This is a genomic window from Notoacmeibacter sp. MSK16QG-6 (assembly GCF_024158145.1).
GTDB lineage: Bacteria > Pseudomonadota > Alphaproteobacteria > Rhizobiales > Rhizobiaceae > Notoacmeibacter.
Map to the genome: position 1 here is coordinate 141,416 of NZ_JAMYXM010000004.1, position 25,251 is coordinate 166,666.

Below are 25,251 nucleotides of genomic sequence, written 5' to 3' on the forward strand. Positions count from 1 at the left end.
GATGGCAGGGTGCGCTAGAAGGCGCCCGGGTGCGCGCGGCGCGCTAAAGACAGGGGTTGGACACCTATGGGTAAGGTAACGGGTTTCCTCGAAATCGACCGGCAGGAGCCGAAATATCAGCCGGCCTCCGACCGCATTCGTCATTTCAAGGAATTCACCATTCCGATGGAAGAGGGTGAGGTCCGCAAGCAGGCTGCCCGCTGCATGGATTGCGGTATTCCCTTCTGTCACGGTCCAACCGGTTGCCCCGTCCATAACCAGATTCCGGATTGGAACGACTTGATCTATAACGAGCAGTGGGACGAGGCGATCGTCAATCTGTTCTCGACGAACAATTTTCCAGAATTTACCGGACGCATCTGCCCCGCGCCTTGCGAGGAAGCGTGCACGCTCAATCTGGAAGACGTGCCGGTTGCCATCAAGACGATCGAGCAGGCCATCGCCGACAAGGCCTACGAGACAGGCTATATCCGTCCGCGTCCCGCCGAAAAGCAGACCGGCAAACGCGTTGCCATCATCGGCTCCGGCCCGGCAGGTCTCGCTGCCGCCCAGCAGTTGGCCCGCGCCGGTCACAAGGTCGATCTCTTCGAGCGCGAGAGCAAGCCGGGCGGATTGCTTCGCTATGGCATCCCCGATTTTAAGATGGAAAAGCACCTGATCGACCGGCGGGTGACGCAGATGGAAGGCGAGGGTGTGACCTTCCATTGCAATGTCGAAGTCGGTGTCGACCGCTCGATGGATTCCCTGATCGACGAATACGATGCCGTTTTGTATTGCGGCGGCTCGGAAACGCCGCGCGCGGCAGGTATTCCGGGCGCCGATCTGGACGGTGTTTACGATGCGATGCCGTTTCTGGTGCAGCAGAACAGGCGTGTAGGCCGCGAAGACCCGCAGTCGGTCGCCTGGACGCTCGACCATGAGGTCGTCGCCGGCGGCAAGCGCGTGGTTGTCGTGGGCGGTGGCGATACCGCGTCGGATTGCGTGGGCACCTCGTTCCGCCAGGGCGCAACGCGCGTCACGCAGCTCGATATTCGGCCGCAGCCTCCAGAGAAGGAAGACAAGCTGACCGTCTGGCCCTATTGGGCGACGAAGATGCGCACCTCCTCCAGCCAGGCCGAGGGTGCCGATCGCGAGTTTCAGGTGGCAACGCTATCCTTCGTCGGCGAAGATGGAAAGCTGACCGGCGTCAAGGTCGCCAAGGTCGATGAGAAGCGTAATCCCATCGAAGGCACAGAGTTTGTCATCCCCGCCGATCTCGCCTTTGTGGCAATCGGTTTTGCCGGACCGTCGCAGCGCGGCGTCCTGTCCGATCTTGGCGATCGGCTGACGACCAATACCGATCGGCGCGGCTCCGTGAATGTGGTCGGAGACGATCGCGATTACCGCACCAATATCGACAAGCTGTTCGTGGCCGGCGATGTGCGGCGTGGCCAAAGTCTGGTCGTGTGGGCCATTCGCGAGGGACGTCAGGCTGCCCGGTCCATCGATGAGGCGCTGATGGGCGAAAGTCTTCTCCCGCGCTGAGCGGCCATTGGTATATCCTAGCGATCACACGACGCTGCGTGGGTCTTGACGGTGTCCGGTAGGCTGGCGGTATGGTCTGCGGGCACGTCAGCCTTAGTGCCGCCGACGAAAGCGCGAGTGCCAACAGAAGTATAGATCGCCGATCGACCAGACGGAAACCGACCCTTCTCGTTCAGATCGCCGCAATTCCCAGATCGTTTTGATCTTCAGTGTGCCGACACCGAGATGAATACGTTTTGCCATCGTCTTTCCCGCGTGGCGGTCAGATGGCCGAATCATAAGCCATCTTTCTTTCCGCTGCGTAAAGATGTCGACGCGATAAGTCACTCAACCGTGGATTAAAGAAGCGATGCCTTAATCGCCAATCCGCAAATGAAGATATTAGTTGGTCGTTACCACGGTGGCGGACCCTTCAGCCCCTTCAAGGTCCGGACTGACCGAAACCTGCTGGCCGGCCTTTTCCCGTACGCCGTCCGCAGGCAGCCTACTTGCGCCGCCGAAATCGGAAGCACGACCTGTTGGCGCCCGCGGGGGCAGCCCGCTCGTTACCGATGCGGCATCATCCGCGCTTCCCTGGCTGATGGAGACATCGAACAAGCCATCTGCACCGTCCAATTCGGGATCGCCAATCTTATAGACCTGGGTTCGCGTCAGCGATGTCACCTCCGGTTGCGCCAAACCTTCGTTCGGCGCGGCCAGTACAGGCGGATTCCCGGAAATCAGTCCACTTAATGCTTCATCCAGCGCTTTCTCGACGTAAAAGGCGAGCTTTTCGTCTCCAGCCGATGTCATGTTGATGCCGTCACTGGCGCGCAGACGGGCCATCTGCCCCTTCACATCCGGGCCTGTGAACACAAAGTTGCTGTCCTGGTCGACGAACCCTTCCCATACATCGACAAATCGTCCCTGGGCCGCCTCGACCACCGTGCGATAGGTTTCGTTGAACGCCAGCATGTCGGTGTTCATCGAAGTGAATTTGTAGGATGGCTGGCCCACCCAGATCAGGGGAACGTCCGCTTCGCCAGCAAGGCTCGCGATTGCCTCCACCCGTTCACGATATTCGTTGTTCCATTCGGTCGAACGGACCTGACGAGCTCGACCATCGACGCGCATGGCCTGCCGGTCGTTGGCGCCGATCATCACGATCAGGACGTCGGGCTCTTCCTCTTGAAGGATCTGCGCCAATTGCGTTGGCCAATCGTAATAATCGTCACGTACCAATCCGGACGAGCCGTTGTCGCGCTCGACGATCAGAATGCCGGCGCGGTCGGAAAGGATTTCGGCAAGCCCGTCGGCTAGATTGCCAGCCATGAAGTCGCCCACGACAAGAACCTTTTTGGCGTCGTCGGCCTTCTGCACTGTCTCGCGCTGTGGCGTTGCGGGCTTGGCGATAACCGGCTGGCGTTTTCTTGTGACAGACCTGCGTCGCTTCGCGGTGCGGGGCTTGGCCCGCCGGACGCGCTTCTGGCGAAGCTCCTGCCGGGATTGGGCTGCGTTTCGGCCATCACTGCCACGGAGGATTTTCGAAAAGAAATTTTCCGCCTGCGCGTCTTTGGAAAGAATCAGGCCGTCGCCGCAGACGACGACGGCCAAGGCCAGTATGCCCGCTATAAGAAAACGGGCAGACGATCGCATTTGTCGGCGGATCAAGGCAGGCGTCATAGGCTCCTCTTATCCGCCGACCGAACGGTCAGCGGCGCAATTTGTTCAGGACTTCCATGGAAGGGAAGCCATTCACGGTCAAGCCGGCTCGCGACTGGAATGCGGTGATCGCGCCCATCGTTCCGCCGCCGATTTTGCCATCGATGGCGCCGTCATAAAGGCCGTGACGCGCCAGATGCGACTGCAGTTCTCGCTTCTCTTTCGAATTCAGAGGCTCGAACGGGCGATTCCAGTCGGCAAGGAGCTCATCGTAGCCGGCCAGACGATCCGACAGGAGAGCAACTGAAAGAGCGTATTTGTCAGCGTTGTTGTAGCGCTTCAGCACCTCGAAATTCTTGACGACGAGGAATGTCGGCCCGCTGCGGCCGTCCGGGACCTTCAGTTCAGCTTTGTCATTGATCGTGAACTTGCGGCCATGGGTACGGCGAACGCCAGACTGTTCCCAGGCGCTGAGAGACTGCCAGCCGCCATAGAACTTTTTGCCGTTGCTCGGCAGCACGACCTCGTAGCCCCAGGTACGGCCAGTCTCCCAACCGTTGCGCTTCAAAAGATTGGCTGCGGTCGCCAGAGCGTCCGGCACGCTGTTCCAGATGTCCTTTTTGCCATCGCCGTCAAAATCGACCGCATAAGCGAGATAGGAAGTCGGAATGAACTGGGTGTGACCCATCGCGCCGGCCCACGACGAAGCGAGGTGGCCACGGTCGATATTGCCCGACTGCAGAATCTTGAGCGCGGCGATAAGCTGGCCGCGCGCGAACTTTCTACGCCGCCGATCGGCATAGGCTAGCGTTGCTAGCGCCTGCGGTGCGTAGTGCAGCCGGTCCTTCTTCTTCAGATATTCGCCATACTGGCTTTCGATGGACCAGATCGCGAGGACAACTTCGCCCGGCACGCCGAAGCGCTGTTCGATACGGCTCAGCACCGAGCCGTATTTCCGCTGCATTGCCCGACCCATGGCGACAGTGTCTTCATTGACCTGATTGTCGATATACTGCCAGACCGGGGCCTTGAACTCGGCCTGATTATTGGCTTTGCGAAGAACTTCAGGGTCCGGGTCCTTCACGCCCTTAAAGGCATGATCGTAAGTCGCGGCCCGGATGCCGTTGCGAAGAGCGACAGACCGGAAATCCTTTATCCAGCGCTGAAAGCCCGCATCCGCCTGGCTCGGCGTGGACGCCAGAGCTGGCGCAGCAGCAATCGCAAGAATGGACAGGCCGCGCGCAAGGCGGCTGGCAAATCGGCGGAACGGCATTGGCATTACCCTCTAGTCGATTTCGATCATCCCCATACTAGGCTGGCACGTTTAAGGAATCGTTTACTATCGATTCACGTTTCAGGCCTTGTATTGCCGGGTTTGTTAGCCTGAGAAAACGGCATGAAGATGGCCCGGACTTGTTGCCGATCGGTAACTGTCAACGCTGAAGGCGCAATCCGAGGAACGCGCTGTTGGCCTGATAGTCGCGACCCGGCAACGTGCTCGACTGCCGCTCATGGGCGATGCGGCCGATGAGAGCTGCCGACCGGTTGATCCAATAGGTCGCGCCCAATTCGGCGGATAGGATCGTGTCTTCATCATCTGTTTCGACATAATCGCGCCGTTCGGCCGAGAACTCGGCGGATAGCTCGAGATCGGCCCGGAGGCGGCGCGCTACGGTCAGATCCAGACCGTGCAGGATCGAACCAGAGGCGCCAAGGGTGGTCGCACCTTCCACGTCAGTGCGCAGACCGAGCGTCACATCCGTGCCGCGCATTGGCGACCAGGCAACCTGTCCTTCGAGGCTCAGCCCTTCGACATCGGCCAGCCGGTCGTCGTCCGACCGCTCTGTCAGATAGCCGATGGCGATCTCTCCGCTCAGCTTGTCGGACAGATCGAACTGGACGCCGCCACGCAGGGCGTAGCGGTCGGCGGACCGTTCAAAGCCGCCTGCATCGAACTCATTGTCGTAGAACCGCCGTCCCACCTCCAATTCAGCAAACGGAATGAGCGCCGGCGAAATTTCGTAACCGCCGCGTAACCGCAGGTTCAGAAGAGAGGAATTGCGGTCTTCCTGCGAAACTGTACCGGAGGATGTTTCGACGTCCGAATAGACGGTTCGCTCCGCTTCGCCCGTGATGGAATATCGAAGTCGTCCGTCATATTTCTCAATACCGAGTGAGCTGCCATAGGTGTGTTCAAAGCTGGATTCGGTAAAGTCGACGCCGGGCGAATAGGGCGCTTCGGCGCCCTCATACTCACCGGCATAGCGTACGCTGGCGTTGATACGCAGCTCCCGCGTCAGATCATAGGTGGCGGTAGCCTCGACACCGCCCTCCGGTTCGGAGACTTCCGGTCCCGAAATACTCTTCTCGTAGGTGAGGAAACCATCGAGTGCAGCGGTGCCAGCCGAACCGTCGCTTTCCGCTTCGAGGCGGAGGGTCGTTTCGGACAAGACGCTGCTTTCCTTATCGGGTGTCAGATTGACATTATCGGTTACGCGAATGCCTGTTTCGACCGAAGGACGCAAAACAAGACTTCCGAAACGGATGCCTTCGGCTGCATATGGATCGGTGTCTTCGCTTCGTTCGCCAGCCGATTCCGCCTCTGCCGGACCGATGGGTTGGGCGCGTTCATAGTCTTCTGCTTCCGGTCGCAGGGCGCTGCCCTGACGGATGCCACCGGTCGACAGGACGTCCTGTTCACGTTCGCGCTGCTCGGTCGCCAGCCTCTCTTCTTCATCGCGTCGTTCTTCGGCATTACGTTCACGCGAGCGGACAGGATCGGCCGCGCGTGCTGGCCGGGCAGCCCGCGCCGCCTCCTGAGCATCGGTCGAGCGGGGACGAAGCGAAGGTCGTTCGCGGCGCGCGTCAGTTTCTCGACCAGCAGCAATTGCTCCATCATCAACAGGCTGCGCCCCTGCGGGATCGTTGTCACGGTCGAGATCGTATGTCGGGCGTCGTCGCGGCATCGGCACATCGGTCGGATCGAAGAGTTCCGACTGTGCCGCATTCTGCCGTTCCGCTTCGGCGATGGGATCGGGAAGGGGATCGTTGGCGAGCAGATTTTGATCGATCAGCCGCTGCTGCTCGTCGAGAAGTTCACGAAGCGAGCCGCGCGGCTCGGCCTGCGCCAGAAGCTGGTCGTTGGCCTCCTGCGCCAAAACCGGCGTCAGGCAGGCCAATGCACCGAACACCGGTAGCGTAAGCGCGGTGTAACGGCGCAATGGCAATGGACGCTTCGTGCGCACGCTTCCGGCACTCCATAGGCGGCGACCGGCAGGGGCCGGTCAATGGTGAACGAACCGTAAGCGCCTATGGTTAAGAAAGATTTGCCACATTGTTCGATGGCGGGATGGTGGTCACGCTGCCTCGACCGTCAGATGGCCGTCGGTCGCACTCAGAACGCGCACCGTCGCGCCGGCTGGCAGATCCGGTCCGGCGACCCGCCACGAACTGTCATCGATTCGCGCGCGGCCATGGCCGTTGACGATGGGTTCGATCAGCGTTGCCGTTCGCCCTACCAACGCATCGCCACGGCGGTTGAGCGTGTCGCTGTCGTTGTCACCGGGCGCGTTTGCGTAACGCCTTCCGGTAATTGTGAAGGCGGCTGACAGCACCAGAAAGATTGCGACCTGCACCTGCCAGACCAACCAGTCCGCGGCGGGACCGATGGCGACGAGGGCGATCGCGCCCGTGGCTAACGCAGCGAGACCGATCCATAAGAGGAAGACGCCGGGCGCCAGTAGTTCCAGCAACAGCAAAACGAAGCCGCCGATGATCCATAGCCAGACGCCAAGTTGTTCGATCAGAAAGCTCACCCGATCCTCCTCGCCAATCCGCAGGCCCGCGGCTTTTTATGCTTCGTCCTGCTTTCGGCCCGAACGCGGCACGCGGAAACGGGGCGGCTGGCTGGATGGTGCCGGCGCTTCCGATGGCGGCGTGACCGGCGTATCGCCGAAGACTTCACGCGCCAATTGGCCGATGCCGCCAAGCGAGCCGATCAGCGAGGACGCTTCCAGCGGCATCAGAACCAGCTTGGAGTTCGGCGCGCTGCCGATATTCGTGACCGCCTCTGTATATTTCTGCGCCACAAAGTAGTTGAGCGCCGCGACATCGCCCCGCGCGACGGCATCGGAAACCAGTTCGGTGGCCTTCGCTTCGGCCTCGGCGGAGCGTTCGCGGGCTTCCGCGTCGAGGAAGGCCGCGTCGCGCCGGCCCTGTGCCTGAAGAACCTCGGCTTGCTTGCGGCCTTCGGCTTCGAGGACGGCGCTCTGCTTCCTGCCCTCCGACTCCAGAATTTCCGCGCGCTTGAGGCGCTCGGCCTTCATCTGCCGACCCATCGCTTCGACCAGATCGGTCGGCGGCGAAATGTCCTTGATCTCGACGCGGGTCATCTTCACGCCCCAGGGCGATGTCGCTTCGTCGACGACGCGCAGCAGCTTGTCATTGATGACGTCGCGATTGGAGAGCAGTTCATCCAGATCCATATTGCCCATGACCGAACGGATATTGGTCATGGTGAGATTGAGGATTGCGTTTTCCAGACCAGCGACTTCGTAGGCTGCCGCGCTGGCGTTCAGCACCTGATAGAAGGCCACGGCATCGACCATGACAGTCGCATTGTCGCGGGTGATGACCTCCTGGCTCGGAATGTCGAGCACCTGCTCCATCATGTTCATACGCGAGCCGATCCGCTCGATATAGGGCGTGACGAGCGACAGGCCGGGCGAGAGCGTGCGGGTGTACCGCCCGAAGCGTTCCACCGTGTAATTGTAGCCCTGCGGCACGATCGTCACCGCCATATAGAGCGTGAGCAGGACGAGAACGGCCAGAACGATCAGCGCAATATCGAGTGGGGACATCGAAAACTCCAGCAATATTCTTCAAGCAATCTGACGGCACTAGAAGGTGAAAACGGTCAGTTGAAGGCAATGCGCCCGATCCGCTTCTAAATCTCTCGCCTTATCAATTCCTCGATCACGGCCATGCCTTCCGGCGAATCGTTCAGGCAGGGAATGTGCGAGAATTTTTCGCCGCCATGCTCGTGGAAAATTTCGCCGGCTTCGCCTGCGATCTCTTCCAGCGTCTCCAGACAGTCGGCGACGAAACCCGGATTCAGGACGGCGATGCGTTTCACGCCCTCCTGCGCCAGCTTCTCTACAGTCTTGTCCGTATAGGGCTGGAGCCATTCCTCCGGGCCGAAGCGGCTCTGGAAGGTCGTCATCAGCCGCCCCTCATCCCATCCAAGCCGCTGTTCGAGAAGGCGTGACGTCTTCTGGCAATGGCAATGATAGGGATCACCGTTGCGAAAATAGCTCTGCGGAATGCCGTGATAGGAGGCGATGACCTTTTCCGGTTCCCAGTCGAGCGAGGCCAAATGCTGCTCGATGGAGCGGGCAAGCGCCTCGATATAAACCGGCTCGTCGTGCCAGGGGCCGATTGTCGTGATGGCGGGCTGCCAGCGCAGTTTCATCAGCGCGCGGAAGAAATCGTCCTGCACCGTCGCCGTCGTGGATGCCGAATATTGCGGATAGAGCGGCATCATCACGATCTTCTGACAACCCTGTTCCAGAAGCCGGTTCGTCACGTCTTCGATGGAGGGCTGGCCGTAACGCATGGCCCAGTCGACGACGATATGCGACTCGCCGGCCAGCGCCTCGGCCAGCTTCTCGCCCTGGCTACGGGTGGTGGTTCGGAGCGGGCTTTCGTTGCGTTCATGGTTCCAGATCGAGGCGTAGGCCGCGCCGCTCTTCTTCGGCCGGGTGTTCAGGACGATGCCATGGAGGATAGGATACCAGACGGCGCGCGGCCATTCGATGACGCGCTTGTCGGACAGGAACTGCCGAAGATAGCGACGCATCGGCCAATAGTCAGTGCCGTCCGGCGTGCCGAGATTTACGAGCAACACGCCGGTTTTCTTCGGCTCGACTGGTGGATGATCGGCCGGAACCGGACCGATCTTCGAGGTTTCGTCGCGGTCAAGCGATGTTTCCAGCAGTCGGTCTGTCGGCGTAGCAGAGGTCGTCGCATCCATGGCAGGTCAGTGATCCGGTCAGTTCTATTTTGCCGTCTCATGTAGGAGACAGGGCGATAAATGGGAGGGCCGATCGCGTTGCCTAACCGCCGAGATGTTTGCGGCCATTCTTTTGCGCCAACTCCATCTGCCGTTGCCTTTGGCGATAGCGGGCGCGGTCCGCCTCGGTTCGCAGCTCGATACAGTGTGGACAGGAAACACCTTCTTCGTAGGCAGCACCGTCTCGCTCCTCCGGCGTCAGTGGATGGCGGCAGGCGCGACACAGCGTGGCGTCGGACGGCGCGAGACCATGACCGACCGCCACGCGTTCATCGAAGACGAAGCAGTCACCATTCCAATGGCTCTCTTTCTCAGGCACCTCTTCCAGATAGGCGAGAATGCCGCCTTTGAGATGATAAACTTCGTCGTGGCCGAGCGCCTTCATATAGGCGGTGGCCTTTTCGCAGCGTATGCCGCCGGTGCAGAACATGGCGAGCTTCTTGCCGCGCAATTCGTTATCGTGGCGCGCCGCCCATTCCGGAAATTCACGGAATGTCGCGGTGCTCGGATCGATGGCCTTATCGAATGTGCCGAGCGCGATTTCGTAGTCATTTCGCGTATCGATAACGACCGTATCGGGATCGGCGAGAAGCGCGTTCCATTCTGTCGGAGAAAGATGGGTGCCCGCGCCATGTACCGGGTCGAGATCCTCGACGCCCATGGTGACGATCTCTTTCTTCAGGCGAACCTTGAGCCGATGAAACGGGATCTCCGAAGCGCGCGCGAACTTCACCTCGGCGCGTGCAAAATCGAGGACGGTCTTCAACTCGCCAAGAAGTGTGTCGATGGCGTCATCCGTTGCAGCGACAGTGCCGTTCACCCCCTCCCTGGCGATGAGGAGGGTGCCGCGAATGCCATGTTCTTCGCAAAGCGCCAGAAGGCGTTCGCGCATGTCCGTGGCGTTGGCGACCTTCGTGAAACAATAGAGCGCGCAGATGCGGATAGGCAGATCGGAGTCGTTTGTCATGGTCGGTCATCTAGCGAAGAAACGACGGCTTTTCCACGCCCGCTACGACTGAAGGACAATGGTTCTTTCCGATGCAAGAGGGATCGCTCCATGGTCATGCCGAAACTCGAACCGCTGCTGCGTGAAGCCATCGAAAAAGAGGCGAAGCGGCTCGACATTCCGACCGCTGCGCTGGCGGCCGTGGTCGCGGTGGAGAGCGGCGGGCGGTTTTCGGCGCGTGTTGCCGGACGCGACGAGCCGCTGATCCGTTTCGAAGGCCATTATTTCGACCGACGGCTGGCGGGCCGCTCGCTTACCATAGCGCGGGAAGCGGGGCTTGCCGATCCTCGCGCCGGGCAGGTCAAAAATCCACGCGGACAGGCTGCGCGATGGGCAATATTGAAACGCGCTGCGGCCATCCATCATGTTGCCGCGCATGAAAGTTGCTCCTGGGGGTGCGGGCAGGTGATGGGTTCGCACTGGCGCTGGCTCGGCTATCCTTCGGTCGATGCACTGGTCGACGATGCTCGGAACGGTATCGGCGGGCAGGTTAGGTTGATGGGACGATTTATCGCAAAGTCCGGACTGGACGATGCCCTTCGCAGAAAGGATTTTCGCGCGTTCGCCAAGGGGTATAACGGTCCCGCCTATGCGAAAAACGCTTACGATCGAAAGATTGCGGATGCTTTCGCGGCCTATGAACGTGCTTTTGCGGGATCGCCCGGTCGGCAAACGAAGGGGCAAATACTGAAACGCGGAGCGCAAGGCGAACCCGTTCGAAAGCTGCAGGCCGATCTCATGACGCTTGGCTACAAACTTGGTGTCGATGGCGCGTTCGGGCCGCAGACGGAGACGGTGCTCCGTCGCTTTCAGGCCGATGTCGGCCTTGCCCCTGACGGTATCGCTGGCCCTTTGACGCTTGATAATATCAAAACCGCCTTGGCCGACCGGTCCGGCGGAGAGATCGCGGCCGGACAGGAGGAATCGAAGAAGACAAACGGCCAGTCCGTCGGCTGGGCGCTCCTGACATTGCTTTATGCCATTCTTCAAAGGGTTTTGGGTCGTGTGCGGTTGGACTGACGCCGCGAAGGACTGTAAGTCATTTGACGGATTCGACGAGAAGGGACGGTCGACATTATGAAGATGCAGCAAAAAACCGAGGCGCTATCGAAAGTGCTGACAGGCCAGCCTGTCATTCCCGTCGTGCAGATCACCAATCTGTCTCACGCCGTGCCGATGGCGAAGGCGCTTGTCGCAGGCGGTCTTCCAGCCATCGAAATCACCTTGCGTACTGACGAGGCGCTCGACGCAATCCGCCTCGTCGCGAACGAGGTCGAAGGCGCTATCGTTGGAGCCGGTACGGTTCTCAATCCCAAGCAGTTCAAAGATGCGCAGGCTGCCGGTTCACAATTTATCGTATCGCCCGGAACAACCGTCGAGTTGTTGAACGAGGCGAAGGATCATATGGTGCCGTATCTTCCAGGCGCGACCACGCCATCGGAGATCATGAGCATGATCGAAGAAGGCTATTCGGTTCTGAAATTCTTTCCTGCCGAACAAAGCGGTGGGATGGCCTATCTGAAATCGCTATCCAGCCCGCTGGCGGGCGTGTCTTTCTGCCCTACCGGCGGCATCACTCCGCAAAGCGCGCCGGATTATCTGGCGCTACCGAACGTCCTTTGCGTGGGCGGTTCGTGGGTCACGCCGAACGATGTCATGGATGCCGGCGACTGGGACCGGATCGAGCAGTTGGCGCGTGAAGCGTCTGGACTTAGGCAAGGCTGACGCATTTTCCCGACGCACAACCAAGACCGCCCGCCAGTTAGCCGGCGGACGGCGTCTCAACTCTGCAGTTTATCGATCAGCGCTCGAAACGAGCGACGGTCTGGAAGTTGATGGCGTTACCGGCAAACGCGTCGGGACGCCTGTTCTGCGGCTCCTGCGTAAAGGCCGTGATGACCATCTTGCTGGGCGGCGTGCGCAGCGAACGGGTCGCTTCAGCCTCTTTGCGCTCGATCTTTGGCGATCCGATCTTGATCGCCCAGCGTGCCTGATCGACATCGTTAAGCCGGATGAGGGCTTCCTTGCGCTGTGCTTCCAGCGCGGCGACATCGGCCTTGCTGGGTCGCGCGGCGGTTGCCGTCGCGCCGGTTATCGACGGAGAGACCATGTCCGCCCGGACGCGCCGGCTCGTCGGAATATCCGTCATCGCAAGTTCCGTGACCTTATCATCACTCAGGCGACCGCTCTTCACCCCACCGACTGCATTGGCGAACGTCACCGCTTGCGGCTTCGGCGCATCCGACATGGATAGGCTGTCAGATGAAAGCGTATTGCTGGACAGTGCGGCGACCTCGCTTCGACGCGTCGGCAGGACCGGCGTAGGCGCGGTTGTTTGCGTCGCATCCAAAGCAGCCAAAAGCGCCGACGCGTCGCTTTGCGGACGCCGGACAGGGATTGGCACGGCCATGCTGGAGTCAGCGACAGCGTTGGCGGCTTCTATACCATCGTTTTCAACGGCAGGTTCTGCAGCCAGCGCCAGTAGCGTCGAGGGCGCGTTTTCGCTCTTGCTGGGACGCGACAACGGAAGCGGTATGTCTGCCGCAGCGATCAGCGCGCCGACCTCGTCATTGCCCGTGTTCGTGTCAGTCGGAACCGCGACCGGTTCGGTCGGCACCGTAGCCGATCCGGCGGCCGGGATATCGGCGGGCGGGGTCGGCGCGCCGGCGCGGCGCGGCGAAACGACCGGCAGTGGTACGGCGGATGCGGGCAGGGCGGCCAGCAACTGGCCAGGCGTCGGGTCGGGCTCGTTCACCACTGCCGCAGGTACGGGATTGGAGCGGCGGGCCGGCGCTGCCGCCACCGCGCTCTCGGCATTATCCTCGGCTTCGTCGTCACCGCCACCGAAGAGTGCGGCAAGGAAGCCGCCTCCGCCGCCGGAGGATTTGTCGCCGCCAGCATAGGCAATGCCCTGCGACTTGCGCTTTTTGTAATCAGACATTGCCGTCTGATAGCCGGGCAGGGGCTTGCCGTCCGCCGGCAGATGAAGCGTGTTGCCTTTCGGGAAGACACGCGCCAGTTCCCGGCGGCTCATGCGAGGCCATGCGCGCACATTGCCAGTGTCGAAATGCACGAAGGGCGAGCCGGAACGCGGATAATAACCGACGCCGCCGCCCTGCAACTTGAAGCCGATTTCGCGAAGTTTCGACAACTTGACGCCAGGAATATAGAAATCCATGGCCTTGCCAAGCATGTGCTGGCTCTTCTTGGCCTGCCCGCCACGGGTGCGGCGAAGCATTGAATTGGTCTTGGGCGACCGGTAGCCGGAAATGATGTGAATGTATTCGCGAGATCCGGCCTGCCGGTAAGCTTCCCAGATAATATCCAGAAGCTGCGGATCGATCTTGGTCGGCTCGTTGCGGCGCCAGTCACGCAGGATATGGTTGATCTTTCTCAAGCCACCGGAATCGTAGCGACCGTTGCGCTTGAATGTGATCTCCGCCTTTTCCTTGGTATGGACGTTGAATAGCTTGAGTGTGCGGTTGGCGGCTTCTGCCTGCGTGGGGATGACCGCAAGAACGGCGAAAACTGCCAGCAATGGCAACCCGATCCGCAAAAGGGAGGACATACGATGAAATTCGCCGCTCAAACGACGCAGACCAAATCGATCACTCACGTTGCACCCGCCATGTTACTGACGCCCCTGTCCCCTCCAGTCCGGGGATAGAACGGCGTTTACTTTCCGTTCATCCTAACGATGGACTGGTTAATGACCGCTTAGTGCTGTGTAAATGCGGTGACAGTTTGACGATTTGGCCGAAGCATGCCCTAGAGGCAGGATTATGGTCAAGGAAGGGTTAACGCGGGGCGGCGTCTGACGTGAGAGCTTCAGCCGACATCCCGCATCGCTTCAGGATCGATGTCGTATTCCTTGAGCTTGCGGTAAAGCGTGGATCGGCCGATGCCCAGTCGGCGCGCCACTTCGCTCATCTGCCCACCGTAGTGGTCGATGGCGAGCCGGATCATCTCTTCCTCGATTTCGGTCAATGGGCGGATGTGATCGTCGCTATCCAGAGCGGCGAGGAAGCCGTCCATCAACGTGTCGCTCAGCGGCCCGGCGACAGGCTGATGTTCCGCTTGGCGCATCGCTTCGGCGGCGCGGCGCAGACCGCCCACTTCGTCCGATCCGTTCTTATGGCTCTGGTCCCCATCATTCGTCATGTGACGCTCCTGGCCGGAGACGGGTGTGCCAAGCTGGGTCGCGATCTGCGGAAAATCCGACTGTGTCAATTGCGGCCCGTCTGCCAGAACGACCGCGCGAAAGATGGTATTTTCAAGCTGGCGGATATTGCCTGGCCAGTCGTAGCGCGTCAGAAGATTCAGCGCGCCCCGGTCAATTCCCTTGATGTGGCTGGCGCCTTCGCTCCGCGCGAAATTGCGGGTGAACTGTTCGGCCAGCGGAACGATGTCCTCTCGACGTTCTCTTAGCGGCGGCATGCGGATCGGGAAGACCGATAGGCGATAGAACAAGTCCTCGCGAAACTTGCCGGCCTGAACGGCAGCAAGCAGATCGTGATGTGTCGCGGAGATGAAACGGACATCGACCTGCCGGGTCTGACGCGCGCCAACTGGATCGACCTCGCCTTCCTGGACGGCGCGTAAAAGCTTGACCTGAGCTTCGAGCGGCAGGTCGCCGATTTCGTCGAGAAACAGGGTGCCGTCATCGGCTTCGACGAACTTGCCTGTCTGTCGTTCGGTCGCGCCGGTGAACGCTCCCTTCTCATGGCCAAAGAGAATGCTTTCGACCAGATCCTTCGGGATCGCGCCGCAATTGACGGTAACGAATTTTTTTCGGCTGCGATCCGAAGCGTTCGCGATGGCGCGGGCCAGCTTCTCCTTGCCGACGCCGCTCTCGCCTTCGATGATGATCGGAATATTGGACGCGGCAGCCTTCTTGGCCATTGCCAGCACACGGCCCATCGCTTCCGAGCGGCCAACGAGGCTGTCAAAACTTGTCGAAGCGTTTGGAGCGCTGTTCTTGCGCCGCCTGGGGGCGGCTACGCGCTCCTTTACCTTCAGCGCATCGTGGATGGTGGCGCGCAGTCGCTCCGGCGCAACGGGCTTGACGACATAGTCGAACGCACCGGCACGCATGGCGGCGATAACGCTGTCCATCCCGCCTTTCGCCGTTAATACCACGACCGGCTGATCGAAGCCTTTTTCACGCATCGCTTCCAGCGTCTGCAGGCCATCCATGCCCGGCATCATAAGATCGAGAAGAACGAGATCGATCGTCCCGGCACTTTCATCGGAAAGGCTGTGAAGCGCGTCTTCGCCGCTTTCCGCTTCCACCACGCGATAGCCTGCGCGGGTCAGCGCCTCACTGGCCAGCCGGCGCTGGACGGGTTCGTCATCGGCAGTCAAAATCGTGATCGGCATGGACCGGCTCGGACCTTTGCTTTGGGCAGACATAGACCACCATTGCATGAGCCCCTAAATGGCAGCCCAAGAAACGCGGTTAACAGGAGGTGATCGGCGCGACGCCACGATCATCCGATGCGGGAGTGATTTATGACATTGATACACAACGCCTTTCAGAAGGTGCGGTCGCAGGATGCGGCAGCGGCCGGAACTTATGACGCTCTGGGCGTTCTGCCGGAGTGGGATCTTACCGACCTCTATCGCGGCCCGGACGACGAGACATTGAAGAGCGATGTGGCGCGCTCGGCCGATCTGGCGAAAGAGTTTCACGACCGTTGGGCGGGTACGCTTGCGGACGCGGCGGGAAAGACGGGCGATGAGGGGCTTGGCGCGGCGATCGAGGCCTATGAGGCCATTGAGGAGTTGATGGGCCGTATCATGAGCTTTGCCGGCCTTTACTATTACGGTGACACGTCGGATGCCGGACGCGGCAAACTCTATGGCGATCTGGCTGGCAAGATCACGGACGCTTCGTCCCATCTGCTGTTCTTTCCGCTCGAACTCAACCGCATTGATGAGAAGGTCATGGGCGAAGCGATGGATCGTGATGCGCGCTTGGCGCATTATCGTCCATGGGTGGAGGATCTGCGCAAAGACCGGCCCTATCAGCTTGACGACAAGCTCGAACAGCTCTTTCTCGACAAGAGCCAGACGGCGGCGGGAGCATGGAACAGGCTCTACGATGAGACGCAGACTCATCTTCGGTTCGAGGTCGGTGAAGGGCAGATGCTGCCGCTCGAGCCGGCGCTGAATTTGTTGATGGACGCTGACCCGGACGTACGCGCAAGCGCCGCTGCCGGCATCACCGGAACGTATCAGGCCAATATCCGCACCTTCACGCTGATTACCAACACGCTGGCCAAGGATCTCGAAATCTCGCAGCGCTGGCGCGGCTTCGAAGATATTGCCGATGGCCGTCATCTCGCTAATCGGGTCGAGAAAGACGTGGTCGATGCTCTGGAAGAGGCCGTTGTCGCGGCCTATCCGCGCCTTTCGCACCGCTATTATGCGATGAAGGCGAAATGGCTAGGGATGGATAAGCTCAACCATTGGGACCGCAATGCGCCGCTGCCAACCGTAGCGCGTGAAACGATCGGCTGGGAGACGGCGCGGCAGACCGTACTGGACGCCTATGGCGGTTTCGATCCGCGCATGGCGGATATCGCCAACGACTTCTTCGAGAAGAGCTGGATCGATGCGCCGAGCCGCGCGGGAAAGGCGTCCGGCGCGTTTTCCCACCCGACCGTGCCAAGCGCTCATCCTTACGTGCTACTCAACTATCAGGGCCGACCCCGTGATGTGATGGTGCTGGCGCATGAACTCGGCCACGGCGTTCATCAGGTGCTTGCCGGCAAACAGGGCGCGTTGATGGCCGATACGCCGCTGACGCTTGCGGAGACGGCGTCCGTCTTCGGCGAGATGCTGACCTTCCGCTCGCTGCTCGACCGGACGAGCGACCCGGAAGCGCGCAAGGCAATGCTCGCCGGCAAGGTGGAAGACATGATCAATACGGTGATCCGCCAGATCGCTTTCTATCGTTTCGAGCGAAAGGTGCACACGGCGCGACGCGAAGGTGAATTGACGAGCGAACAGATCGGTCAGTTTTGGATCGAGGTACAGGGTGAGAGCCTCGGTCCGGCGGTCAAGCTGAACGAGGGCTATGAGGTCTGGTGGGCCTATGTGAAGCACTTCATCGCGTCGCCCTTCTATGTCTACGCCTATGCGTTCGGTGACTGCCTGGTGAACTCGCTCTATGCGGTCTACCAGAATGCGTCGGATGGTTTTGCGGATCGCTATCTCGACATGCTGGCCGCCGGCGGCACCAAGCATCACTCCGATCTTCTCGCGCCGTTCGGCCTCGACGCCTCCGATCCGTCTTTCTGGACGAAAGGTCTCGCCATGCTGGAAGGGCTGATCGACGAATTGGAGGCAGCCGACAAGGAGAGTTGAACAGACCGCGCGCGACTTTAATTCAACCTTTTGGTTGACTGATAGCTAAGAGAGGTATAGTTCAACTATATGGTTGATCGATACGACGAGTCTCTGTCCAATGTCCTGAAGGCGGCGTCTGACCCGAACCGGCGCAAGATCCTGACGATCCTCGTTCAGGAGGGGCCGGTCAGGGTTACCGACCTCGCCAACAGGTTCGATATGAGCCTCAACGCGGTTTCGAAGCACATCAAGGTTCTGGAAAGTGCAGGACTTGTGAGCAGAAAGACCGAATGGCGCGAGCATCTGATCGCACCTGAGATGGCGCCTCTCAAAGAGGTGGATGCTTGGTTCAGGCAACTTCGATCGACCTGGGAAATGCGGCTCGAGCATCTTGCCGCAATCTTTCAACAGGAGAATGAAGATGAATGATCTATCGCTGAAAGTCGTTCAACATGTCGAAGCGGCCCCCGAGCGGGTGTTCGACGCCTGGCTTGACCCAGAACTTCTTGGGAGATTCATGCTCACCGGACCGGATTCCGGGGTAAAGGACGTTTCGACCGATCCGCGCGTCGGCGGCCAATATCGAATTGTCATGACCAACGATATGGGTGATGTTCCTCACACAGGCGAGTACAAGGTGATCGAACGGCCGCGCGAACTCGCCTTTACGTGGAATTCGCCGCACGCGGCACCGGACAGCCTCGTCACACTCAAGTTCGAACCGGACGGCAATGGTACACTCGTGACGCTCGTTCACGAGAAATTCAATTCCGAGCAATCGCGTGACGGTCACGAAAAGGGCTGGACCGCCATTCTAGACACGTTGTCGAAGGCTCTTGCCTGATCAAGGCGTCGTCGCGCCGGCGAAAGTGGCTTCGCAAACAATGCCCTGCCAATATCGAGACAGTTGGCAGGGCATTGATTTTAGTCGGCGAGCTTGTCCTGTGTCTTTGTCTCGAAATCCTCGGCGGAATGCCGCTCGCGCAGCTGGTTCTCCGGCTTGCCGTTGACGTTATTGACCATCTTGCCTCGCTTGACGGCAGGACGTTCGGCGATCCGGTTCGCCCAGCGAAGAACGTTTTTATATTCCTGCACGGAAAGGAACTCGCCTGAATCGTAGGCCTGTCCGAAAACGAGACGGCCATACCAGGGCCAACTGATAATGTCGGCGATCGTGTATTCGCTGCCAGCGAGATATTCTTTCTCGGCCAGTTCGCGGTCGAGCACGTCGAGCTGGCGCTTCACTTCCATCGCATAACGGTTGATCGGGTATTCGTATTTCTCTGGCGCGTAGGCGTAGAAATGCCCGAAGCCGCCGCCGAGAAAGGGTGTCGCACCCATTTGCCAGAAAACCCAATTCATCACCTCCGTGCGGTTCGGACCGGATGCGGGAAGGAAGGCGTTAAATTTTTCTGCGAGGTGGAAGAGGATCGAGCCGCTTTCGAAAACCCGGATTGGTTCTGGTCCACTGCGGTCGACGAGGGCCGGAATTTTCGAATTCGGGTTGATGTCGACAAAACCCGATCCGAATTGATCGCCTTCGCCGATATCGATCAGCCAGGCATCGTATTCCGCCTCGGAGTGACCTGCTTCCAACAATTCTTCGAACATGACAGTCACTTTCACGCCGTTGGGCGTGCCGAGCGAATAAAGCTGGAAAGGATGTTTGCCGACCGGCAGCTCTTTTTCGTGTGTCGCGCCGGCAATCGGCCGGTTGATCTTGGCGAAGCGTCCGCCGCTTTCCTTGTCCCAGGTCCAGACCTTCGGCGGCGTATAATCATTGCTCATTTTTGTGTCCCATTTGGTTTCGCCAAGTGACATAGGACATTGACAGGCGGCGTCCCGTCTCAGGTTCGACAAAGTCCGTTCTTGATCCGCGCCATAATGTGCTAGTTGCGCGATAAGCGAACCTCGAAAGCCGCAGAACAGGAGAACAATGCCCATGGTCGACCAGAGCTGGCCCGTGCACGCTAAGATCACAGGACCCATCGTGATGATTGGTTTCGGCTCAATCGGCCGCGGCACACTGCCATTGATCGAGCGGCATTTCGACTACGATAAAAACCGGCTCAAGGTGATCGACCCGAAAGCGGCGGATGCGGACAAGAAACTTTTGAAAGAGCGCGGTATACCGCTGATCGATGAGGCGGTGACGAAAGACAATTACCGCGAGCTTTTGACGCCGCTGCTGACCGAAGGCGAGGGGCAGGGCTTCTGCGTCAACCTGTCGGTCGATACCTCTTCCCTCGATATCATGAAGCTCTGCCGCGAACTGGGCGTGCTCTATATCGATACGGTGGTGGAGCCATGGCTTGGCTATTATTTCGACGACAGTCTCGGTAACGCGGCGCGGACCAATTACGCCTTGCGCGAGACGGTACGATCTGAAAAACGCGCCAATCCCGGCGGCACGACCGCTGTCTCTTGCTGCGGCGCCAATCCGGGCATGGTGTCCTGGTTCGTCAAGCAGGCGCTGGTCAACGTCGCTGCCGATCTCGGACTCGATTTTGACGAGCCGTCGGCGGGCGATCGCGAGGGTTGGGCGAAGCTGATGCGCGATGCCGGCGTAAAGGGCGTCCACATCGCCGAGCGAGATACCCAGCGCACCAAAAATCCCAAGCCGATGGGCGAGTTCTGGAACACATGGAGTGTCGAAGGTTTCGTCGCCGAGGGACTACAGCCAGCGGAACTTGGCTGGGGCACGCATGAGAAATGGACGCCGGAAAACGCCAAAACACAGGCCGACGGTTCCGGCTGCCAGTCGGCGATCTATCTGGAGCAGCCCGGCGCCAATACGCGCGTGCGGACCTGGTGTCCGACACCCGGCCCGCAATATGGCTATCTTGTTACCCACAATGAGAGCGTGTCCATCGCCGACTTTTTCACAATCGGCGAAGGTTTGACGCCGGACTACCGGCCAACGGTGCACTACGCCTATCATCCAGCAGACGACGCGGTTCTTTCGCTGCATGAGATGTTCGGCAATGGCGGTGAAATGCAACCGGAGTATCACGTCCTCGATGAAGACGAGATCGTCGATGGGGTCGATGAACTCGGCGTCCTTCTCTACGGGCACGGGAAAAACGCATACTGGTACGGGTCGCGCCTTTCCATCGAAGAGACGAGAAAGATTGCGCCCTATCAGAACGCGACCGGTCTTCAGGTCACATCTGCCGTGCTGGCCGGGATGGTCTGGGCGCTGGAGAACCCCGAGGCAGGCATCGTCGAAGCTGACGAAATGGATTACAAGCGCTGCCTTGAAATCCAGAAGCCATATCTCGGCCCGGTCGAAGGCCACTATACGGACTGGACACCCCTGAAAGACCGGAACAAATATTTCGTCGAAGCCATCGACGAGAGCGATCCATGGCAATTCCGCAACGTATTGGTCGCTTTTTAAGGTAATCGCTTATAAATTGGGTTTACTATAACCTATTTGCTTGTTGCCGCGGATCGGACAAGCGAGATTATCACCAGTCGGCGACTGTCGGCTGGTCTCATTCGAAACGGGGGTTTCATTCATGCATTACCGTGCATTCACTCTTTTGCTGGCCGCTGCAGCTGTTGCCGGCTGCACCACCGGTCCGGGCTCATCGGACCGCGCGTCGCTCAAGCCGTCGTCGCGTGTTGCGGGACAGTGGACTGCGACGGATGGCGTTGCAATGTCGAGCTTCAGCAGTAGCGGACGCTTCTCCACCACTTTGCGCGCCACGGGCGAGACCGTCACCGAGGGCACTTATGTGGAAACGGGCAATCAGGTTGCGCTCGATTTCTATTCGGTTCGTCAGCAGCGCCAGTCCAAGGCCACCTGCACATTTGCAGGTCGTGGTAAGCTCAATTGCGTGAACGATACTGGTGCGCAATTTACCCTCGTTCGCAACGCGGTCGGCTAACCTAAGCCGTCGTTTCTATAGGCTTTGCTGTATCAAAGAGCCGGGTGACAGCCGCCGGGGCGGACGATAGTTTGCCATCATGATCACGCTCCGCTTCACACGTCGTTCCGTTCTTGCCGGTTTGGCAAGCCTGCCGTGTCTGAGCTTTTCCAGCTCGGCCAGTGCGGACGGAAATGGGCCACTGGTCTTTGCCGCCGCCTCCATGACAGATGCGTTGCAGAGAGCTGCCGAGCGCTATGTCAAAACCAGCGCGCCGGCTCCACGGTTTTCCTTTGCCTCCTCGTCGATATTGGCCAAGCAGATCGCGCAGGGTGCGCCCGCCGATCTGTTTGTGTCCGCTAGCTCTGAATGGATGGATTGGCTGAGCCAAAAGAGCGCCATCGACACACAAAGCCGGATCGATATTGCAAAGACCGATCTCGTGATTGTCGGCCCTGCTGGTGCAAAGGCAGCCGAAACCGCCGCGAGTGCGTTGGGCGAGAAGCGTTTTGCGATGGGTGATCCCGGCCATGTTCCCGCCGGCATCTACGCCAAACAGGCCTTGGAAAGCGAAGGCAATTGGGCAGAAGTGAAAGAGCACGCCGTTCTCGGTGAGAATGCACGGATCACTCTGGAACTGGTGCGGCGTGGCGAAGTGGCCCGCGCGATTGTATATGCTGCCGATCTGGCGGCTGCGCCGGAACTTGCGAAAATCTACACCTTCCCGTCTGCCGGCCATGACCCCATCACTTATCCGGCTGCGCTCACAAGCGCAGGGCAGGATAAAGAGGGCGCGCAGGCATTTTTGAAATTTGTGACCGGACCAGAGGGGCAGACAGCTCTGGAGAGCGCAGGGTTCCGATCTATCCAACGCGGTCACGCAGGCGGATGAGCGATACGGAAATTCAGATTGTCCTGCTGTCGCTGCGTGTGGCCGGGGTGGCAATCCTCATTGCGCTGCCTCTCGCGTTCGCGGTCGCCTGGCTATTTGCCCGGCATGATTTTCCGGGCAAGTCCGTCGCGCAGGCGCTGGTCATGCTTCCCCTTGTCGTCCCTCCCGTCGTCACCGGCTACGGGCTTCTCGTTCTGTTCGGTACGCAGGGAGCTGTCGGCGGACCGTTGCGCGACTGGCTCGGCGTGACCTTCGCCTTTCGCTGGACCGGGGCCGCCCTTGCTGCTGGCGTCATGGCATTTCCGCTTCTGGTGCGTCCCATCCGACTTTCGCTGGAGGCTATTGATCCGACGCTTCCTGAAATGGCTCAGACCTTGGGCGTCGGACCGCTTCGTCGGTTTTCGACGATCACGCTGCCGCTTGCTCTGCCCGGCCTCATTGCGGGTGGTATTCTGGGTTTTGCGAAGGCGCTTGGCGAATTCGGCGCGACGATTACTTTCGTTTCCAATGTGCCGGGGGAAACCCAGACGCTTTCCCTGGCGATCTACTCGCTCCTCCAGAGCCCGCAGGGCGATGCGGCAGCGCTGCGCCTCATCGGCTTTTCGGTGGTGCTGGCGCTCGGCGCGGTCATCGTATCCGAACTTGTTCAGCGCCGGCTCGGCGTTGGGAGCGGTGACGAATGAGCGGGGCGTTGGATGTCGATATCACTGTTCGCCAAGGTGCTTTTGAAACGCGCTGCACCTTCTGCGCTCAAGACGGCATAACGGCTCTGTTTGGGCCGTCCGGGGCTGGCAAAACCACAGCTCTGCGAACCATTGCCGGCCTTGTTTCCGGCGCAGCGGGCGTCGTTCGTGTCGGCGGGAAGGTTCTGCTCGATAGCGCGCAGGGCATCGACGTTCCCGCGGAAAAGCGGCGGGTTGGTTTTGTTTTTCAGGAAGGAAGGCTTCTGCCGCATCTGTCGGTCGCGGCGAACCTGGCTTATGGCCGCCATGGCGGGCGCGGTCCTTCGGGGCCAGCGCTTCAAAACATGGCCGAACGTCTCGGCATTGGGCATTTGCTGGAGCGAAAACCGCGTACGCTTTCCGGCGGCGAGCGTCAGCGGCTCGCTATCGGACGGGCGCTGCTTTCCGATCCGGCTTTGCTGCTCATGGATGAGCCACTGGCGTCTCTCGATCCGGCGCGGCGGGTCGAACTTCTGCCGATGATCGAGATGGTGCGCGATGAGATCGATATTCCCATCGTGCTTGTGAGCCACAATGTGAGCGAAGTGGCGCGTCTGGCCGAAACTTTGGTCGTGATGGATGGCGGCCGAACCCTGGCTGCCGGTTCCGCGCTCGAGATATTTTCCTGCTTCGAGACCGATGCGGTTCTCGGACAGGGTGAAGCGGGTGCGCTGGTGGAAGGCGAAGTGACGGCCATCGATTCAGAGTTCGGCATCGCCAGTGTTGATCTGGGCGGGGCCAAGCTGGAACTCACGCAAGATGGCTTCGCAGTTGGTCAGCATGTGAGACTCCGTATTCTGGCGAGCGATGTCAGCCTGGCAGTCGGCGATGCTTCAGCGATGGCCGGCCTTTCGATCCGCAACCGCCTGTCTGCGGAGATCCAGGCCATTGCGCCCGACTTGGCAGGAGGACCTTACGCCGAACTTCTTCTCGGTATCCGGGAGGGCTCCCTGCGTGCGCGCGTCACACGCAAAAGTCTCGTCGAAATGGAGCTGCGAGAAGGACAAAGCGTCACGGCAATGATCAAGGCGGTTTCCGTGGAGCGTCGCCGCTCGGTCGGCTAAGCTTCCGCAGCGGGCTGAAACTTTTGCGTTTTTGAGACGTCCATGTCGACATGGACGTGACTGCCGGGTTGGCCCATTATCACAGGAACGGCAATCTCCGTGCCGAAAATCGAGGAAATCTCATGCGTTTAGCCGCCATTGCCGCCTGCCTGTTCGGTTTGATCCTGTCCGGCTGCAGCGGTGCGACACTATTGAACGCGGTGACCAGTGAGAGCGGGCTCGATGTTGAGCGCGGCATCGCCTACGGGCCGGAGAAACGTCAGCGCTACGATCTCTATCGCCCTGCTGCGAAGGAAGCGGAAGCTCTCATCATATTTTATTATGGCGGAAGCTGGAAAAGCGGGAATCGCGGCATGTATGAATTTGTCGGCGCCACGTTGGCAAAAGAAGGATTTGCCGTCGCAATTCCCGATTACCGCCTGCATCCCAATGTCCAATTCCCTGTTTTCGTCGAAGATGCCGCGCTGGCTTTCTCCGCGATCAGCCGAGATGCAGGCGGCGGACTGCCGGTCTTCGTTATGGGGCATAGCGCTGGCGCCCATATTGGCGGGCTGTTGACCTTCGACAAGCGCTACCTCAATCGGCAGGGCCTCGATCCTTGTGGCGCGATCGCTGGTTTCATCGGTCTCGCCGGCCCTTACAATTTCGATATTACCGACGAGTGGAAGCCGATCTTCCCGCCGGAAACGCGTGGGCGCAGTCAGGTGGTCGATTTTGCCGGCGGACGGCACCCGCGATCCCTTTTGGTCCATGGTCTGGACGATGACACGGTTCATGCGCTGGATACCCGCCAGATGAGCAAAGCGCTTCGCCGATCCGGCAACAGGGTCGAGACCGAGCTTCTGAAAGGCGTCAACCATGTCGATATTGTCGCCGCCTTTTCGTGGCCGCTGCGGAGCAGTGCGCCGACCCTGTCGCTTGTGACCAACTTCATACGGAAAAACAGCAAGATAACGCCGGGGTGTGGCCGATAACGGGAAAGATCGGACGAGTTTTTTACTTCGGTTTTCATCGTCATTCACAAGCACTGATGCGGCATGACTTGCCAATTAACGCTTTTTTTACCAGTTTATCCGAGTATTGCCTGTACCAGCACATATCCTCCTC

22 protein-coding genes are annotated in these 25,251 nt (G+C 59.8%); 12 read left to right on the top strand and 10 right to left on the bottom strand.

Going from position 1 to position 25,251, the window contains the following annotated elements; genetic code table 11:
• Positions 1-66 precede the first annotated feature (66 nt).
• On the top strand, positions 67-1,524 hold the full coding sequence (locus NIM86_RS13160; RefSeq protein WP_253382802.1) for a glutamate synthase subunit beta: 1,458 nt from the start codon (positions 67-69) through the stop codon (positions 1,522-1,524).
• A 381-nt stretch (positions 1,525-1,905) separates the two neighbouring features.
• Here NIM86_RS13160 and NIM86_RS13165 read toward each other — a convergent pair whose 3' ends face one another.
• The 7 genes from NIM86_RS13165 to NIM86_RS13195 form a co-directional block, all read right to left on the bottom strand.
• Positions 1,906-3,186 carry an SGNH family hydrolase gene (locus NIM86_RS13165; RefSeq protein WP_253382803.1) on the bottom strand — a complete coding sequence of 427 codons (1,281 nt, stop codon included), beginning with the start codon at positions 3,184-3,186 and terminating at the stop codon, positions 1,906-1,908.
• A 28-nt stretch (positions 3,187-3,214) separates the two neighbouring features.
• The gene (locus NIM86_RS13170) at positions 3,215-4,438 is read right to left on the bottom strand and encodes a lytic murein transglycosylase (RefSeq protein WP_253382805.1); all 1,224 of its coding nucleotides are present in this window, start codon (positions 4,436-4,438) and stop codon (positions 3,215-3,217) included.
• A 160-nt stretch (positions 4,439-4,598) separates the two neighbouring features.
• Entirely contained in the window at positions 4,599-6,410 is a 1,812-nt protein-coding gene (locus tag NIM86_RS13175; protein ID WP_253382807.1) for an outer membrane beta-barrel protein, read from the bottom strand.
• A 111-nt stretch (positions 6,411-6,521) separates the two neighbouring features.
• A complete protein-coding gene (locus NIM86_RS13180) occupies positions 6,522-6,980 on the bottom strand; it encodes an NfeD family protein (protein WP_253382809.1) in 459 nt (152 codons plus the stop codon).
• A gap of 36 nt (positions 6,981-7,016) precedes the next feature.
• On the bottom strand, positions 7,017-8,024 hold the full coding sequence (locus tag NIM86_RS13185; RefSeq protein ID WP_253382811.1) for an SPFH domain-containing protein: 1,008 nt from the start codon (positions 8,022-8,024) through the stop codon (positions 7,017-7,019).
• Positions 8,025-8,110: 86 nt separating this feature from the next.
• Positions 8,111-9,196, bottom strand: coding sequence for a ferrochelatase (gene hemH, locus NIM86_RS13190; RefSeq protein ID WP_253382813.1), 1,086 nt, complete (start codon positions 9,194-9,196; stop codon positions 8,111-8,113).
• An 82-nt stretch (positions 9,197-9,278) separates the two neighbouring features.
• Positions 9,279-10,202, bottom strand: coding sequence for a rhodanese-related sulfurtransferase (locus NIM86_RS13195; RefSeq protein ID WP_253382815.1), 924 nt, complete (start codon positions 10,200-10,202; stop codon positions 9,279-9,281).
• A gap of 90 nt (positions 10,203-10,292) precedes the next feature.
• Here NIM86_RS13195 and NIM86_RS13200 point away from each other — a divergent pair, with 90 nt between their 5' ends.
• The gene (locus NIM86_RS13200; RefSeq protein ID WP_253382816.1) at positions 10,293-11,261 is read left to right on the top strand and encodes an N-acetylmuramidase domain-containing protein; all 969 of its coding nucleotides are present in this window, start codon (positions 10,293-10,295) and stop codon (positions 11,259-11,261) included.
• A 63-nt stretch (positions 11,262-11,324) separates the two neighbouring features.
• Positions 11,325-11,966 carry a 2-dehydro-3-deoxy-phosphogluconate aldolase gene (locus tag NIM86_RS13205; protein ID WP_253382960.1) on the top strand — a complete coding sequence of 214 codons (642 nt, stop codon included), beginning with the start codon at positions 11,325-11,327 and terminating at the stop codon, positions 11,964-11,966.
• 76 nt (positions 11,967-12,042) lie between these two features.
• On the opposite strand, the gene NIM86_RS13210 is transcribed toward NIM86_RS13205, so the two are convergent.
• Positions 12,043-13,857: a DUF882 domain-containing protein gene (locus tag NIM86_RS13210; RefSeq protein WP_253382818.1), complete on the bottom strand. Its 1,815-nt coding sequence runs from the start codon at positions 13,855-13,857 to the stop codon at positions 12,043-12,045.
• 212 nt (positions 13,858-14,069) lie between these two features.
• A complete protein-coding gene (locus NIM86_RS13215) occupies positions 14,070-15,620 on the bottom strand; it encodes a sigma-54 dependent transcriptional regulator (RefSeq protein WP_253382819.1) in 1,551 nt (516 codons plus the stop codon).
• Between the two features lie 132 nt (positions 15,621-15,752).
• Between NIM86_RS13215 and NIM86_RS13220 the strand changes: the two genes are divergently transcribed.
• From NIM86_RS13220 to NIM86_RS13230, 3 genes are all read left to right on the top strand, one after another.
• Complete coding sequence (locus tag NIM86_RS13220) at positions 15,753-17,612, top strand: M3 family oligoendopeptidase (protein WP_253382820.1); 1,860 nt, start codon at positions 15,753-15,755, stop codon at positions 17,610-17,612.
• Positions 17,613-17,681: 69 nt separating this feature from the next.
• Positions 17,682-18,023, top strand: coding sequence for a helix-turn-helix transcriptional regulator (locus NIM86_RS13225; protein WP_253382821.1), 342 nt, complete (start codon positions 17,682-17,684; stop codon positions 18,021-18,023).
• Positions 18,016-18,438 carry an SRPBCC domain-containing protein gene (locus tag NIM86_RS13230; RefSeq protein WP_253382822.1) on the top strand — a complete coding sequence of 141 codons (423 nt, stop codon included), beginning with the start codon at positions 18,016-18,018 and terminating at the stop codon, positions 18,436-18,438. Before NIM86_RS13225 ends, NIM86_RS13230 begins: the two co-directional genes overlap by 8 nt.
• A gap of 80 nt (positions 18,439-18,518) precedes the next feature.
• Here the strand turns inward: NIM86_RS13230 and yghU are convergent, their stop codons facing one another.
• Complete coding sequence (gene yghU, locus NIM86_RS13235) at positions 18,519-19,382, bottom strand: glutathione-dependent disulfide-bond oxidoreductase (protein ID WP_253382823.1); 864 nt, start codon at positions 19,380-19,382, stop codon at positions 18,519-18,521.
• 154 nt (positions 19,383-19,536) lie between these two features.
• Between yghU and NIM86_RS13240 the strand changes: the two genes are divergently transcribed.
• The 6 genes from NIM86_RS13240 to NIM86_RS13265 all read left to right on the top strand — a co-directional run bounded on the left by NIM86_RS13240 (position 19,537) and on the right by NIM86_RS13265 (position 25,118).
• Complete coding sequence (locus tag NIM86_RS13240) at positions 19,537-20,994, top strand: homospermidine synthase (RefSeq protein WP_253382962.1); 1,458 nt, start codon at positions 19,537-19,539, stop codon at positions 20,992-20,994.
• A gap of 121 nt (positions 20,995-21,115) precedes the next feature.
• On the top strand, positions 21,116-21,487 hold the full coding sequence (locus NIM86_RS13245; protein ID WP_253382824.1) for a hypothetical protein: 372 nt from the start codon (positions 21,116-21,118) through the stop codon (positions 21,485-21,487).
• 79 nt (positions 21,488-21,566) lie between these two features.
• Positions 21,567-22,358 carry a molybdate ABC transporter substrate-binding protein gene (gene modA / locus NIM86_RS13250; RefSeq protein WP_253382825.1) on the top strand — a complete coding sequence of 264 codons (792 nt, stop codon included), beginning with the start codon at positions 21,567-21,569 and terminating at the stop codon, positions 22,356-22,358.
• The gene (gene modB / locus NIM86_RS13255; protein ID WP_253382826.1) at positions 22,355-23,041 is read left to right on the top strand and encodes a molybdate ABC transporter permease subunit; all 687 of its coding nucleotides are present in this window, start codon (positions 22,355-22,357) and stop codon (positions 23,039-23,041) included. The genes modA and modB overlap by 4 nt, the downstream gene beginning before the upstream one ends.
• Positions 23,038-24,144, top strand: a complete 1,107-nt coding sequence (modC, locus tag NIM86_RS13260; RefSeq protein WP_253382827.1) for a molybdenum ABC transporter ATP-binding protein — start codon at positions 23,038-23,040, stop codon at positions 24,142-24,144. Before modB ends, modC begins: the two co-directional genes overlap by 4 nt.
• 122 nt (positions 24,145-24,266) lie before the next feature.
• Positions 24,267-25,118: an alpha/beta hydrolase gene (locus NIM86_RS13265; protein ID WP_253382828.1), complete on the top strand. Its 852-nt coding sequence runs from the start codon at positions 24,267-24,269 to the stop codon at positions 25,116-25,118.
• Positions 25,119-25,251: the final 133 nt, after the last annotated feature.